Origin of the sequence: Bartonella krasnovii (assembly GCF_003606345.3) — a bacterium.
GTDB lineage: Bacteria > Pseudomonadota > Alphaproteobacteria > Rhizobiales > Rhizobiaceae > Bartonella > Bartonella krasnovii.
This window is the reverse complement of sequence record NZ_CP031844.2, coordinates 1502867-1518113: the sequence shown is the minus strand read 5'-3', so window position 1 is coordinate 1518113 and position 15247 is coordinate 1502867. Positions and strand designations below refer to the sequence as shown.

Below are 15247 nucleotides of genomic sequence, written 5' to 3'. Positions count from 1 at the left end.
TATATAAAGCAGGATACCATTGGGTTTCTAATTCATGTGCGTTCTTAAAAAATACTTCGCTCCAAAGCTTATTTTGCGATGGTGCTGGTGAATGGTGTAACAGTAAAGCTATTAAGCATCACCATCTTATACTTATGAAGAAATAAGCCGGCACCATCACACACACTTTGCCCACTCTAAAATATTGTGACAGCGTTTGGCATTTGAAATGGTTTAGAAAAGGTATTTTATTTCCGTTAATGACATGGACGTTACATAAGTAGTGAATATTTTATTCATGTTTATTGATAATGCAAAATGGTTTTTAGGTGGGGGCTGTTGTTGTATTGTTATATTTTGCTTGGGTTGATCGTTGGTTTATTTGTGTGAGGCTCTATTGTTCAAGACCTTCCTAGGTCATACACAATAAAGTACTGCGATGAAAAATTGACATTAAATAACTCAAGCTGCTTGTGTTAGGGGTTATTATCTGATAACTTTTCCCTATTAGAGAGGAGTTTTACTGCGTATGTGCTCCATTTTGGGGAGGATGTTTAAGCTCAGACAGGCTGGTATTCAAGACATTTTTCATTGAATCTTTGTATGTTAATGTTGAAACCAAGCATTTTATTACAGCATGTTGTTTGCCATTCTATTTTTATAGCGGCAAAGCAATAATGCAAATTAAAGTTTAGAAGGTTTTATATTCGTTATGTCTTTGGGGAAAATTGTATCATGAAATTTTGTTTTGATGATTAATTAGAAGGTGATAGAGCTTATTATCGCGTGCAAAGAGATATTACGACAAAGAGTGCGATATTGGTTGGTAAAACATATATTCTATGTTCACTATGGTTTGATTGAAATTGTCAATCAATAAATTTATAAAGTTGATGAAATTTAAAAGTCGATGATTTTGTGTAAGGGATGAAAATATATTTGTTCAATCTTTATAATTATAAACTTACATATCATTTCATTGTTATTCATTGATAAAAAAATAAAGGGGAGAATTTATGAACTTGAAAAGAAAAATATTGAAAAGAGGTGGTTTCCTTGTTTCTGTTTTTATGTCAATGGGGATGTTAGTACAACAAGCTTCAGCAAAAACACCGACCGATACCCTTGTGATGGCTTGGAATCTGGATGCAATCAGTACATTTGACCCCGCGCAATTCACAGATGTTTATGGAAGTGAAATTATTTACAATGTTTGTGATAATTTGGTCAGTACTGCGACAGATGATCCAACGAAAATAGTTCCATCTTTAGCAACACACTGGGATGTTTCAGGGGATGATCACAGTACGGTAATTACCTTTCATTTGCGTGATGGTTTGAAGTTTAATGATGGTAGAGCAGCCAACGCTAATGATCTTGTTTGGGGGATGAAGCGGATTGTCAAATTGAAGATGGGGAATGCAGCAATTTTTAATGAATATGGCATTACAGAGAAAAATATTGATGATGCTTTGCAAGCGCCTGATGAAAAAACAGTGGTGATGAAATTTGATAAGCCTTATCCAGCAGAGCTTATTCTTAATAATGTTGTTGCGAGTCGTGCGACGGCTTTGCTTGATCGTGAGACCATTATGAAGCATGAAAAAGATGGCGATCTGGGAAATCGGTATTTGAAAACACATGCGGCTTGTGTTGGTCCTTATGAGTTAAAAAGTTGGCGCCCTGGAGAAGCTCTTTTGTTGCGAGCAAGCTCTCATTATTGGGGAGATGCACCAAAATTGAAGCAGATCCTTATTCGTCATGTTGCAGAACCTGGAACACAACGTTTATTGTTGCAAAAACATGATATCGACGTTGCTCGTAATTTGACCCCTGAAGATCTTGCAGATCTGCAAAAAGCAAAGGATATTAAAGTTGAAAAGGTGTTAGTGCCAACCATGATGTACTGGGGATTTAATACGACAAATCCCATTTTTGCTAAAGAAAAAGTACGTTTGGCGATGCGCTATCTCATAGACTATGAAGGTCTTGGTAAGAAGCTTCTCAAAGGGATTGGTATTCCGCGGGCAAGTTTTATTCCTCTTGGTAACTTTGGGGCTTTGGATGAAAAAGAAGGGCAACCCTTTAAGCTTGATATTCAAAAAGCCAAGAAACTTTTAGCAGAAGCTGGTTATCCGAATGGCTTTGAAGCAAATTTTCTTGTTTCAAATGCTCCTTATACTGTGCTCTTTGCCCAGTCACTCCAAGATAGTGCAGCACAGGCAGGTGTGCATCTTAAAATTGAACGTGTGGCAGGGACACAGTTGTTTTCAAAAGTAAATGCACGGGCTTTTGATACGGCTTTTATCGGATGGAATAATGATTCTGCGGATCCTCATACAATGGCTTCACGTCTTGTTTATAATCCGGATAATCGGTTTGAGGCAAAAAATACAGCCTATCCTAGTTGGAAGCATGGGTATTTTGATGCAGAGATGAATCAAAAAGTTGAAGAGGCTTTATTTCAAAAAGATCCACAAAAACGGGCAAAAATATATGCTGATTTACAACGTGAATTGATGCAAAAAGGCCCTTATGCGTTTATCTATCAACAATATAGTGTTATCGCGATGACATCTGATGTCAAAAAATGGGTTTGGAATAGTGCGCCGCGTATTTTTTATAGTGCAATTGAAAAATAAGCGTGCTTTTTCGTGCCGTCCAAGATAAAAAAGGCTTGAGGCATCATTACATGGTAAAAATATTCTCCTAAAGAAGAGTTCTTTAGTTTTTTTAGGAGAATAAAATTGTGGGGGGCGTATATGATTGAGGTCATTTATAAGGCGGAGCGAAGAGGGGAAGTTATATTGGGGAGGTTTTTTGTTTATGATTACAGATTTTCCTCATTTGAATAATAAATCTCTCTATGAGAAAAATTACTTTATAGATGCTCAGTTTGATTAAATGAAGTTGATATTTGATACCATGCTGTTTAGAAGATGAAGTTACAAGTACTTTCTATAAAAAGGTATGGGAACACAAAAAGAAAAGATAAAATGGGGGAAAAAGAGTGTTGAAAAGAATTTGTATTTTATTAAGCACAATGGGATTTTTAAATGGGGCTGTAGTACCAGCATTCAGTGCTTCGTCTAAAGATATATTGGTGATGGCATGGAATATTGATTCAATTAGTAGTTTTGATCCAGCGCAAACCGTTGAGGTTGTGACAAGTGAATTATTGACGAATATTTGCAGTGCGCTTGTGCAATATGATGAGCATGATCCTACAAAAATTCGTCCTGCTATGGCACAATCTTGGGATGTGTTAGATGGTGGGAAAAGAATAGTTTTTCATCTTCGTGATGATTTAAAGTTTGATGATGGAAGAAAAGCAACGGCGCAAGATCTCGTATGGTCGATGCGCCGGATTATTAAACTGGGATTAGGGTACTCTCAGTTTTTGAAGGATTATGGCTTTACTAAAGACAATATGGAAACGCATATTCAAGCCCTTGATGATAAAACTTTACAGTTAAAGGTAGATAAACCCTATCCTATTCAGCTTATATTGACAGCTATTGCACAATCCTATGCTTCTGCTTTGCTTGATCGGAAAACAGTTGAAGCAGAAAGTGTTAATGGTGACATGGGCAATAAATATTTGGCTACCCATACAGCCTGTGTTGGACCTTATAAATTGGTACGCTGGTCTCCTGGAGAAAAAGTTGTATTAGAAGCAACACAACATTACTGGGGAAATGCACCTAAAATTAAGCAAATTGTTGTACAGCATGTTGCGGATTCAGCCAGTCAAAGACTTCTTTTGGAAAAGGGTGATGTAGATATAGCGCGTGATCTTTCTTCAGAGGATATTTTAGATATTGAAAAGCAGGGAGGACCAGTCAAAATTAGTCGTGTTTTACGACCACAGATTATTTATCTGTCGCTGAATAATAAGAATACAATTTTTGCTAACGAAAAGGTACGTTTGGCACTTCGTTATTTGGTTGATTATGAGGGGCTTGGAAAGACCGTTTTAAAGGGTATTGGCATTCCACGCGCGAGCTATATGGCGTTGGGAATTCCTGGCGCTTTGGATGAAAAAGAAGGAGTGCCCTTTAAGTTAGATTTGGAAAAAGCCAAACAGTTGATTAGTGAGGCTGGTTATCCCAATGGTTTTAAAGCTAATCTTTTAGTGGGTAGTCTTAGTTATATGTCCTCTGTCGCGCAGTCTATTCAAGCCAATGCGCACAAAATTGGTGTTGATTTTACCATTGAGAAAATGGCACAAAATCAATTGTTAAGCCGTGTGCGTGGTGGAAATTATGATAGTGCACTTATGGGATGGGGAAGTGCTGATCCTGATGGGCATCCTGCTTCGTTAAATCATGTTTTTAATCCTGATCCAACATTTACAAAAAAGCATAATATGTATTTAGCTTGGCGCGCTGGATATTATGATGAAAATATCAATAAAATGGTGATGGATACTTTGTTTGAGCAAGATCAAAATAAGCGGCTTTTGCAATATCGTGCTTTACAAAATTATGTGTTTGAACACGGTCCTATGGTTTATTTATTTCAGACATATTATACTGTTGGGATGGGATCAGATGTCAAAAAATGGGTTTGGAATAGTTTTAGGCTTTACTACAATGAAGCAGAAAAATAAAAAGAAGTATTATGTTATCGAGAAGGATTGCAGAACGTGCTAATAATAAATTGTTTCATTCTATAAAAAAGTGTTCGCTTTATATTTTATCGCTACAGAGGGGATTTTAATAATGGTTTTGCCACTTTCAGAGACTGAAAGAGCTGTATCAGAAAAGCAGAGAAAATTATTTTTATGGGACTTTTTGTCCAAGGGATTAAAACTTCTTATTTCAGTTTTTATCACATTGCTTGGGTTGGTGACGATTACTTTTTTTCTTGGTCACCTTCTTCCTCTCGATCCTGTTCTCTCTATTCTTGGTGATAATATCAGTCAGGAAGCTTATGATGCCATGTATTATAAGCTGGGTCTTGATAAGCCGTTGATTGTTCAATATTGGAAGTATCTTCATAATGTATTTTTATTTGACTTTGGAGATGCTTTAACGTCTGGGCGTCCTGTTTTAGAAGATATTATGCGTGTATTTCCTGCAACATTAGAGCTTGCAACTGTTGCTATTGTTATTGGCACAACTCTTGGAATCCCCTTTGGTGTTTTTGCGGCAATGTATCGCGATTCATTTATTGATTATGTTGTCCGTGTTTTTACACTTTTGAGTTATTCTACACCGACATTTTGGCTTGGGCTCATGGCATTGTTAATATTTTACGCGAAGCTTAGCTGGGTTGGTGGTCCAGGACGACTTGATTTTCTTTATGAATATTCTTTTGAACCCAAAACAGGATTTTTTCTTTGGGATACTGCTAGCCAAGGACAATGGGAGGCTTTTGGGAATGTCTTTAGCCACATTATCACGCCTGCTTTGATTTTGGCTTTCGGGGCTATGGCTTATATTAGTCGTATGACTCGTGGGTTTATGATTGAGCAACTCAATCAGGAATATATCATTACGGCACGTGTAAAGGGATTATCATGGGCGCGAACGGTTTGGGGGCATGCCTTTCGGAATGCTGCTGTTCAAGTTATTACCGTTGTTGCACTTTCTTATGCTTTTTTATTAGAGGGGGCTGTTTTGACGGAGACAGTTTTTGCTTGGCCTGGTTTTGGGCATTACTTGACAAATGCTCTTCTCGCTGGAGATATGAATGCAGTTGTAGGATGTACTTTACTTGTAGGGTTTATCTTTGTCGCTATTAATTTATTTTCTGATTTGCTTTATCGCATTTTTGATCCAAGGACACGTTGAATATGACAGTCAGTAATCATCATAAATCGCCATCATCATCTTCTTTGAGCTTTTGGTTAAACGATCCTGTTCCACAGTCCATAATTCAAGCAAACATACAAAGAATTTATCACGCATTGGTAAAGTTTTTTCATAACTTTTCGGCTGTATTTGGTCTGCTTATTATTTGTATTATTATCATATGTGCACTTTTTGCTCCTTGGATTGCGACGCACGATTTTCTTAGCAATGATCTGGGGCATCGGTTGCAGCCTCCCTCTATGGCCCATTATTTTGGGACAGATGAGTTAGGACGTGATATTTTTAGTCGCCTTGTTTTTGGTTCTCGTATTACTCTTTATGTTGTCTTTCTTACAACAATTATTGTTGGGCCAATAGGGCTTATTGTTGGGACTGTCTCTGGTTATATGGGAGGATGGGTTGATACTGTGCTCATGCGCATTGTTGATATTTTTCTCGCTTTTCCAGGTTTGATTTTAGCTCTTGCCTTTTCAGCCGCATTGGGACCAGGGATAGAAAATGCTTCTATTGCAATTTCGATTGCAGCATGGCCACCAATTGCGCGTTTAGCGCGCGCTGAAACTTTGACGATACGTTCTTCTGATTATGTTTCTGTAGTTCGCTTGCAGGGAGCTTCTGCTTGGCGAATTATTTTGTTTCATGTTGTGCCCATGTGTATTCCTTCAGTGATTGTACGATTAACTTTAGATATGTCTGGGATTATTTTAACAGCTGCTGGCCTTGGATTTTTAGGGTTGGGAGCACAACTTCCAAGTCCTGAATGGGGGGCGATGCTTTCTTCGGGGCGGGAATTTATGATGACAAATTGGTGGTTGGCAGCAATACCAGGCTGTGCAATATTATTTGCAAGCCTTGCTTTCAATTTGTTGGGTGATGGTCTTCGTGATGTATTGGATCCACGCAATGGGTAATAAATTATTAGAAGTAGAAGATTTACGTATTTCTTTTCCTACAACGCGCGGCATTGCAGAAGTTGTGCGCGGTGTTAGCTTTTCTGTCGGAAAAGAAAAAATTGGTATTGTTGGTGAATCTGGGTCGGGAAAATCGATGACTGGACGGGCAATACTAAAGCTGAGTCCAAAATCCGCCATTGTTAAAGCTAAAAAAATGCGCTTTGAGGATGTTGATTTATTGACTGCAAGTGAACCTCAGATGCGAAAAATCCGTGGTAAGCGTATTTCAATGATTTTACAGGATCCCAAATATTCACTTAATCCCTTAATACGGATTGGGGAGCAGATTATGGAGGCTTACCGTATTCATTACCGTGTTTCAAAAGCTGAAGCACGGGAGCGGACCATATCTATGTTAGAATCTGTTCATATCCGTGATCCTGAACATGTGATGCGTCTCTTTCCTCATGAAATATCTGGAGGGATGGGGCAGCGTGTGATGATTGCAATGATGCTCATTCCAAAACCTGATTTAATTATTGCCGATGAGCCAACATCTGCACTTGATATTACGGTCAGACGACAAGTTTTATCTGTATTAGATGAACTTGTGACAAAGTCTGGAACGGGGCTTATTTTCATTAGTCATGATTTGAATATGATTGCTGATTTTTGTGATCGTATTTTGGTGATGTATGCGGGACGTGTGCTAGAAGAGTTGCCTGCTTCTGATTTGTCTCGCGCTTGTCATCCTTATACAAAGGCTTTGCTAGCAAGTTTGCCACGGCTTGATAATCCTGTTGATGTTTTGGCTGTTCCTGAGCGCGACCCTGATTGGTTGTATAATCCTACGATTGTTAATGGTGTTGAGGAGGTTCCTCATGGCAAATTGTGAGAATATTATTGATGTTTCTAATTTATCTGTAACGTTTGGGCACAGGCACAAGGCCGTAACCGTTGTTAAAAATGTTAATTTTCATATTAAGCGTGGTGAAGCTTATGGTTTAATTGGTGAATCCGGATGTGGAAAATCAACTATTTTAAATACATTGGTGGGGCTTATTCCAGAATATAGTGGAAAGTTTCTTTTTGATGGAGAAGAAGTCGCAAAAAAAAGGGGCAAGAGTTTTCTGCGCCGTATTCAGATGGTTTTTCAAGATCCTTATGCGTCGCTTCATCCAAGAAAAATGGTTCATACGGTGCTTTCTGAATCGCTTAAAATCCACGGTATGGATAATCAAAGAGAAAGGGTGGAGGATGCTTTAGATTCCGTTGGCTTAAATTCTTCATTTCTTTATCGTTATCCTCATGAATTATCTGGAGGGCAGCGCCAACGTATTGCTCTTGCTCGTGCTTTAATTATCGAACCAGAGGTTTTGTTACTTGATGAGCCAACATCTGCATTGGATGTGTCGGTGCAGGCTGAAATTTTAAACTTGTTGAAATCGTTACGCGAGAGAAAAAAGCTTACTTATTTGATGGTATCTCATGATCTTTCTGTTGTTGCCCATATTTGTGAACGGGTTGGAATTATGCATAAAGGGATTATTCTTGAAGAACTTAGCAATGATGAGTTGCGTAATCTCCATGCGCAACACGATTATACAAAAGAGTTTTTTGAAGCCAGTATTGAGCCTATCGTTCATAGAGAACAAAGAGCATGATCGATTTTTTTGAACAAAAAATGTCGTTTTTTGTTTTGAAGTTTTTGGAGATGTTTGGCGGCTTTGTTAAAAGGGAAGGGAGGATAATAGGATTTTTTTTAGTTATGAATTTTCTGGATAGTGTTTAAGCTATAATATTTAAAATCCTATTAGAACTCAGGTTTTGAAATATATAAGTGATTTAACATAAATTCTTTGTTTGATAGTGTTATCTTATTTTTTACTTATCATTTTATGTTTAGTTTTTTTTATTTTAAGATTTTAAGCATTAAATGTGTGAGAAATAACAGAAGAGAATAATGGCTGCGTGTTCTGAAAAAGCTTCTTATTATTTTATAATATCATCTTATTTTTTAGTTATGCTCTTTTTTAGAGCTTTGGGTATTATTCATCGAAAGATGCTAAGCTTTATTTTTTATAAAAGAAGAATTTTTGTAAAAAAATTCCAATGATCAATGACAGTCTTCAAATATTTTGTTGCTTTCAGTTTAAAAAAACGTTTAAAAAACAAATCGTCATAGAATTAAAAAGGCAGCATATCGTGCTGCCTTTTTTGTTACATTGAATAGAATGGCTATTTTACAGTTTTGCTTCAAAACTGATAGCGTATTCCGCCTGAAAAGCTTGCTCCCGATATACCGGTTTTTTGCAGCTTTTGTTGATAGCTGACATCACCATGAAGGGAGAGATTCGTGGATAATTGTGCACTGATACCAAGCCCACCTTCAATCGCAGCTCCCATAGCATCAAGTTTATAATCCTTATCAATATGGAGTGCTTGATCATCTCCAAAGGTTTTGATCAAGTTGACTTTTCCATAGAAAGACATAGGACGGTTGTTTTCAGCGGTAATGCTTTTGGTCAAACGTCCGCCAACACGGATCATCCATTGATGAGGATTATTCATGTCAATGGTTAGATTATCAGCATCTAAAATTGTATCAAATGCCAAATGTTGATAAGCAACTTGAGCTTGGGGTTCAAATGTTACCCCCTGCATTCCTGTTGCAAATTGTTTGCCAACAGTGGTGGAGATGTTCAACATTTTGGCATTCTTCAACTTTGCGGTTGTCCCAATGACGGCATTGGTGATCTCTCCTTTTAGGAAGCCATAGGATAACAACGTATCAAGATAAAAGCCATTGTCGTATTGTATGGTTCCATAGGCTGTGAGGGACCATTTATCAACGGTGTTTTTTCCAGCATCTTGCATATCTTTTGGCGTAAAGGAAAGCTGTCCATAGGTTCCTAAAAGACCGAAACGTGTTGTGGTATTATGCCCTTCCAGTGTTGCGAAGTTCACCCCTCCTTGTAGAGCGGCATAGTGAAGATCAGCACCGCTATAACCATATTGACGTGGTGCGCTTTCAGAGGAGAAGGTTCCTGTGCTTCCATAGGTGTGTAAGAAAAAGCCGTTCTGTTTTTCTTGTCCTTTATCTATGAGCGATGTTCTGATATTTGCCAACAATGCATTTTGTTCAGCCATATCAGTCAATCCACTATAGAAGAGAGCATTGGGCATGACCAAATAGCTTGCCATTTGTGCTACAGGCGCATGTACATTTTCTTCAGGATGAGAACCAGAGCCACCGGTATTAGAGCCAGACTCTGGATTAGAATTAAGAAACTCTGGTTGTAGACGAAAATCCCAGAAGTTTTCATTTTTTTCATCGAAGAGATTTTGTTTTATATCCGCTTTGCCTTGGCTTGAGTTTGGTCCATAGGCACGGAGCATATATTTATCTGGTGAACCATTTATTGTGGTATAGCCATGGGCTAATTTAAAAGAGCTTTCTTCAGCTGTTCCAGAAACTTGGATAAGAGAAAGTCCTCGTATATTTTTCTCAACATTAGAAGTTTTTTGTTGAGTGGTGTTCCCTTTTAAATTAACAAGAACATTTGTCGTTCCTGAAACATCCCCATTGATCAAAAGCTGATCGGTTTTTTGCTCAGCGATTGGTTTACCATCACTCCACCAAGTATTGAAGGAAATCTGTGCATCGCCTGTTGCATTATAGACGGCTTTGGTCTCTGGTTTTCCAGAGCCTATATGCAATGTGTGGTAATGATCTTCTGTTGGTTCTTGAAAAATGAGAGAGCTGTCATTGAGATCGAGAACAGAAACATCAGAACGTGACCTTTGAGCAATATCAAGGAGTTTTCCATTATCATCTTTTTCTTGTGTGCTATTTTTTAAGAACCATTGTGTTCCGTTTTTCAGGTCAAAGTGTACATTTCTCTCTTTTGCAATGTTTGCTCTGCCTTCTAAAATGGAATGATCTGCATTTAAGGTAAAGCTACCGATGGGTATTGTTTTTGCATTTATCGATTCCAAAAAGTCTTTATCTCCCCAAGTACCGTTTCCTAATAAAACATCGGCATGGATTTCTGAATTTATGAGATTGGCTGTACCAATTGACAGATTGGTAATATTTTTAATGGTATTATCACTGAAAGTTGCAATGAGAATTCCAGTGCCATTGTCGACATGGATTTTTGTATTGGTCAAATTGATTTCAGTGTTTTGATAATTTTTTGGATCATATGATTCATTTAAAACAGTAGAAAGAACAGATGCGAGTTGCAAACCACCGATTTTCCCTGTTGCAGAAACGTTTGTAACATCAACGTGCCCTCCGTTTGCAGTGTACAAAGCAGCTTCTTTTGCGTTTACTGTTCCTCCCATCATGGTGATTTTAGATTGTAGATCGCTTGCATATAATCCACCACCATTAGATGAGGTAATGTGAGCTTCATCTTTTATATCAATGATGCTGCCAGATTCAGCAGACATCCCTACGGTGCTTGCAGAAATTGATCCTCCTGATACTGTTACTTGAGAATGATCAAGAGCATTTATGCCTTGATCTACTTGAGTAATGGCTACTTTGTCTTTTAAAGTAATGGTGCTGTAAGATGCAGCAAATGCTCCCGTAGTGCTTGCAGAAACTGATCCTCTTGATACTGTTACTTGAGAATGATCAGAAGAATCTATGCCGTGATATGCTTGAGTAATTTTTACATTGTCTTTTAAAGTAATGGTGCTGTAAGATGTAGCAGATGCTCCCGTAGTGCTTGCACAAACTGATCCTCCTGATACTGTTACTTGAGAATGATCAAGAGCATTTATGCCTTGGTTTACTTGAGTAATGGTTACATTTTTCAAAGAGAGTTTGCTTTTTTTGATGACATCTACTCCAGAGGATGGTGTTTCATCATCTTTAAGACTTGATATCACCACATCTTCCAGTTTATTTTTATCACTGTTACTCTCAGTGTATTGAGCTCCTATGATAGAAGCTGTAATGGAGCCTCCAGTCATCTTGACTGTGCTACCTTCATGTGCTTCAATTCCAGTCGAAACATCTTTAATTGTTGTGCCGTGCAGTTCAATTACACTTCCTTCATTTTCTACGAAAGCACCAGTTCCATAATCTACTGATGTTATAACAACATCTGTAACATCAATATGACCGCCGTTTTCTGCACGCAATGTGCCTAGAGTAGTTCCGCCTTTTACAGTTCCTCCTGTCATTGTGATTTTAGATTTTGGACCATTTGCATGTAATCCGCTAGAAAGAGATGAGGTAATCTTAGCATTGTTGTTTATATCAATGATGCTGCCTTGCTTAGCAGATATTCCATCAAGCGTTGCATTAAATTCCCCTCCTGATATTGTTATTTGAGAATGATCATCTGCCTCTAGAGCCTTGAAAGCATGAGCAGTTACGTCTTTTAAGGTAAGATTGCTGTTCTTAGTAACTATTCCTGAAGTTGTTTCTAGGTCATCCTTTGCATTCGTTATGAGTACATTTTCTAGTGTATTTTCCTTGCTCTTACTGTTAGTGAAAGAAGCACCAGTGTTGAAAGTTATAATAGAACCTCCAATCATTTTGATTGTCGCTCCGTCTTTGGCTTCAAGACCTAAGTTAATTTCATTATCTTTGTTTTCTATGATTGTATTATCTAATAACTCAATCATACTGTTAGCGCCTTCAGCCGTTACAGCGTATGTATCATAGTAATATGGTGCTTTTACCGTTAAATGTTTACCGGTGATTTGACCGCCTTTTAAGGCATGGAGAGTCTCATAAGTGGCATCTTTGACCTCTTTTTTCTCTCCAGAAACTTCAAGAGATTCAGCATGGACATTGAATTGGATATTAAACAGCACGATAGCGGCTGTCGCCATAGATGACAGAAGGGATTTTTTATACACAAATACTCTCCTTTTAAAGCCCCCAATATTTACTTCCCCGCAGTCTTCAAAAGAAGAACAGAAAATAGATATTGCTTTTCGTTAATTACACATAATTTTGGTAATTTATTTTTCTTTTTTTGTCAAAATTAAAGTTGAATTTATCGTTAAATACGCAACATATAAGTTTAATTTAGAATGTATTTTTTTATTATAGTTAAAAAATACTTTTTCGTATTTAATGCAATATTATAAGACACCAAGAATTTCCTCATGATATTTTATTAATGGCCAAATATGCTTTGAGCCAATATTCATAGGTGTATTAAAGCAAGATAGGAATGGCGGGACAGAATAATACGATAAACAGAATGAGGGGAGGGAGCATGCAAGATCCTTTGCTGATGCTAGGACCGCATCAATTTTATGTGGACTGGCTTAATTACCAATCGTTTGAAGAGGAATTCTCTGCCTCATGGGTTTGCCTAGAGCGTTTTGGTGGGGCCCCTGGTTTGCAATTTACCGGCTATGGCAATGATCCCAAAACCATCCATGGTGTGTTGTTTCCAGAATAGTTTGGTGACCGGGTTGCCATTATGCTATCACCAGAACCATACGTGCGGCTCAACCCGTTCAGATGATCCGTTGGATGAGCGATGATAGCTCCAGTGCCTTAATGCTTGGATGTGTGGTGATTACCAGTGTCACGAAAGATCATGATTATATTAGCCGCTCTGGTCAATCGGGACGTATTCGCTATTCCATTAGCCTGTTGCCGTTTTTTGATGGGGGAAAACCACAAGGTCAATATCAAGTGGGTCAATATCAAGAGGAGGATAGCCCATGAAGATCCCCGCAAAGCAGCTCGTGATCGAATTAGAGGATATGAGTTTAGACCTGATTTGTTATCATCATGCCTTGTCTGTTTTAGGAGATCGGAGGCAAGCGGGGTCATTGAGGGGTTATTTAGAAGCCACCCTGGAGGCTAATCCAGAGATTGCTGGGTATGATACTTTTTTACCGCGGGGTTTAAAAGTTTTTCTGCCTGAATTTATCCCTCAAGAAAAGAACAGTGTGGTCAAACGGCTATGGGATTAATGCGCACACATCCCTTTATTGAGGTAAGGGTAGGGGAGAAACTTGTTCATGAGGTTTTTTACCAGCGTCTTTTAACGGCAACCATCACAGACAATGCGGGGAATGAAGCCGATACATTCGAGGCGGAATTTGATGATAGCGGCAATGATTTAGAGATTCCCTCCAGGAACAGTGCACTCCATGTCACCTTTGGTTATCAGGATAGCATCCGTGCCTTTATGGGGCGTTTTGTTGTGGAGACGGTGATCAGTTGTGGGGGCAGTGATGGAGAGATTTTGCGCCTTTGTGGTAAAAGCGCCTCGATGCGTGCGGAGATCAAAGAACAGAACAGCGAACATTTTGACCACAAAACCATTGCTGAGATTGTTGAGACCCTTGCCAAACGTCATGGTTATCAAGCAAAGGTAAGCCAAAAATTCACCAAACAAACCTTGCCTTATGTGGTGCGCACCGATCAATCGGCGATTGATTTTTTAACCCGCCTTGCTGATCGGATGCAGGCGCGTTTTTTGATCAAAGACAATAAGTTTTTATTTTTAAGTGGGGACAATCTCCCCCTCCAGACAATTCATCAACAGGAATGTTCCCATTGGGAATTTAGTCTTGAGCCGCGTACCCAGTATGGCATGATAGAAGCACGGTATTTTGATCGCGCAAAAGGACAACAGCACGCCATTACGCATCGTACAGGGTATACGGGGCCCATTCGCCGTCTGCGGACGTGCTATCCTTGTGAGCAAGAAGCACAAGCAGCAGCTGCCTCCGAATCAGACAGGCTTTGTCGAGCCATGGGCAGTGGGTCTTTAAGCCTTGAGGGACGTCCTGAAATCATGGCGGGTCAACCGCTTCTCCTGCAAGGATTCCGCGGTGAAATCAATGGTCCATGGCATGCTGCAACCGTGCTCATCGCTATGAAAAGCAAAGCGGATACACCACAGAAATAACCTTAGAGGCACCAGATAAGGGAAAAGAGGCATGAGAAACTTAAACGTGTTAGAAACAGAAAATCAAAGGTGCAACCTGCTCCTTTGATCGGTTGTAATGTTTTTTGAGATCAACGTGCAATGTTTGCATTTTGGGTGGGAGAGAGCAATTGGGACAACTTGTCCCTATTCCTTAAAGGAGTAATAGGGTAATGTTTACCCAATTACTCCAAGCTTCTTTTGTTTTAATAATGCCTCAGAAAACCGAAAAGCTATCACGCAGTTTATGCTAAAAGAAGAGATACCATTTTATGCATGCTGCTTTTCAAATAATGCGATTCCTACTTATGACTGATTATCAAAAATTGTGATTTATAGGAGAAGAGAAAAAAGATTCATTAAAGGGTCTTTAAATGATCTTTGAAAGGTCTTTGAAGACCCTTTGAGAACCCCTGAAAAATCATTTTAAAGAAAATAAATTGGTACAAAACCTGGTGTCAAAATATACAAAACCTGCTGGCAAGCTACAGGCAAGCTACATACACACATACATTGGCTGGGGAACCTGGATTCGAACCAAGATTGACGGAGTCAGAGTCCGCTGTTCTACCATTAAACTATTCCCCAATAAGCCAAGATTATTACTTTTATCAGATTTTAGAGTGTAAACAAG

At 38.7% G+C, this 15247-nt stretch carries 8 protein-coding genes, 1 tRNA gene and 2 pseudogenes; 9 read left to right on the top strand and 2 right to left on the bottom strand.

Going from position 1 to position 15247, the window contains the following annotated elements; genetic code table 11:
- Positions 1-995 precede the first annotated feature (995 nt).
- The 6 genes from D1092_RS06435 (at position 996) to D1092_RS06410 (ending at position 8355) form a co-directional block, all read left to right on the top strand.
- The gene (locus D1092_RS06435; protein WP_120122676.1) at positions 996-2621 is read left to right on the top strand and encodes an ABC transporter substrate-binding protein; all 1626 of its coding nucleotides are present in this window, start codon (positions 996-998) and stop codon (positions 2619-2621) included.
- 401 nt (positions 2622-3022) lie between these two features.
- A complete protein-coding gene (locus D1092_RS06430; protein ID WP_120122675.1) occupies positions 3023-4591 on the top strand; it encodes an ABC transporter substrate-binding protein in 1569 nt (522 codons plus the stop codon).
- 112 nt (positions 4592-4703) lie between these two features.
- Entirely contained in the window at positions 4704-5777 is a 1074-nt protein-coding gene (locus D1092_RS06425) for an ABC transporter permease (protein WP_120122674.1), read from the top strand.
- A 2-nt stretch (positions 5778-5779) separates the two neighbouring features.
- Complete coding sequence (locus D1092_RS06420; RefSeq protein ID WP_120122673.1) at positions 5780-6709, top strand: ABC transporter permease; 930 nt, start codon at positions 5780-5782, stop codon at positions 6707-6709.
- On the top strand, positions 6702-7586 hold the full coding sequence (locus D1092_RS06415) for an ABC transporter ATP-binding protein (RefSeq protein WP_120122672.1): 885 nt from the start codon (positions 6702-6704) through the stop codon (positions 7584-7586). The genes D1092_RS06420 and D1092_RS06415 overlap by 8 nt, the downstream gene beginning before the upstream one ends.
- Positions 7573-8355 (top strand): ABC transporter ATP-binding protein, encoded by a 783-nt coding sequence (locus tag D1092_RS06410; RefSeq protein ID WP_120122671.1) that lies wholly within the window; start codon positions 7573-7575, stop codon positions 8353-8355. Before D1092_RS06415 ends, D1092_RS06410 begins: the two co-directional genes overlap by 14 nt.
- A gap of 592 nt (positions 8356-8947) precedes the next feature.
- Here the strand turns inward: D1092_RS06410 and D1092_RS06405 are convergent.
- Entirely contained in the window at positions 8948-12574 is a 3627-nt protein-coding gene (locus D1092_RS06405) for an autotransporter outer membrane beta-barrel domain-containing protein (protein ID WP_120122670.1), read from the bottom strand.
- 365 nt (positions 12575-12939) lie between these two features.
- Between D1092_RS06405 and D1092_RS06400 the strand changes: the two are divergent.
- The 3 genes and pseudogenes from D1092_RS06400 (at position 12940) to D1092_RS06390 (ending at position 14630) form a co-directional block, all read left to right on the top strand.
- Positions 12940-13400 (top strand): annotated as a pseudogene (locus D1092_RS06400) (phage tail protein).
- Entirely contained in the window at positions 13397-13651 is a 255-nt protein-coding gene (locus D1092_RS06395) for a tail protein X (protein WP_120122580.1), read from the top strand. Before D1092_RS06400 ends, D1092_RS06395 begins: the two are co-directional and overlap by 4 nt.
- A pseudogene (locus tag D1092_RS06390) lies at positions 13651-14630 on the top strand (phage late control D family protein). Before D1092_RS06395 ends, D1092_RS06390 begins: the two are co-directional and overlap by 1 nt.
- 497 nt (positions 14631-15127) lie before the next feature.
- On the opposite strand, the gene D1092_RS06385 reads toward D1092_RS06390, so the two are convergent.
- Positions 15128-15201 (bottom strand) — tRNA-Gln (locus D1092_RS06385).
- Positions 15202-15247: the final 46 nt, after the last annotated feature.

Excerpts from the sequence above, each read along its gene's own strand:
- D1092_RS06435 (WP_120122676.1), top strand. The coding sequence starts at position 996 with ATGAACTTGAAAAGAAAAATATTGAAAAGAGGTGGTTTCCTTGTTTCT.
- D1092_RS06420 (WP_120122673.1), top strand. The coding sequence starts at position 5,780 with ATGACAGTCAGTAATCATCATAAATCGCCATCATCATCTTCTTTGAGC.
- D1092_RS06425 (WP_120122674.1), top strand. The coding sequence starts at position 4,704 with ATGGTTTTGCCACTTTCAGAGACTGAAAGAGCTGTATCAGAAAAGCAG.
- D1092_RS06410 (WP_120122671.1), top strand. The coding sequence starts at position 7,573 with ATGGCAAATTGTGAGAATATTATTGATGTTTCTAATTTATCTGTAACG.
- D1092_RS06415 (WP_120122672.1), top strand. The coding sequence starts at position 6,702 with ATGGGTAATAAATTATTAGAAGTAGAAGATTTACGTATTTCTTTTCCT.
- D1092_RS06430 (WP_120122675.1), top strand. The coding sequence starts at position 3,023 with ATGGGATTTTTAAATGGGGCTGTAGTACCAGCATTCAGTGCTTCGTCT.
- D1092_RS06395 (WP_120122580.1), top strand. The coding sequence starts at position 13,397 with ATGAAGATCCCCGCAAAGCAGCTCGTGATCGAATTAGAGGATATGAGT.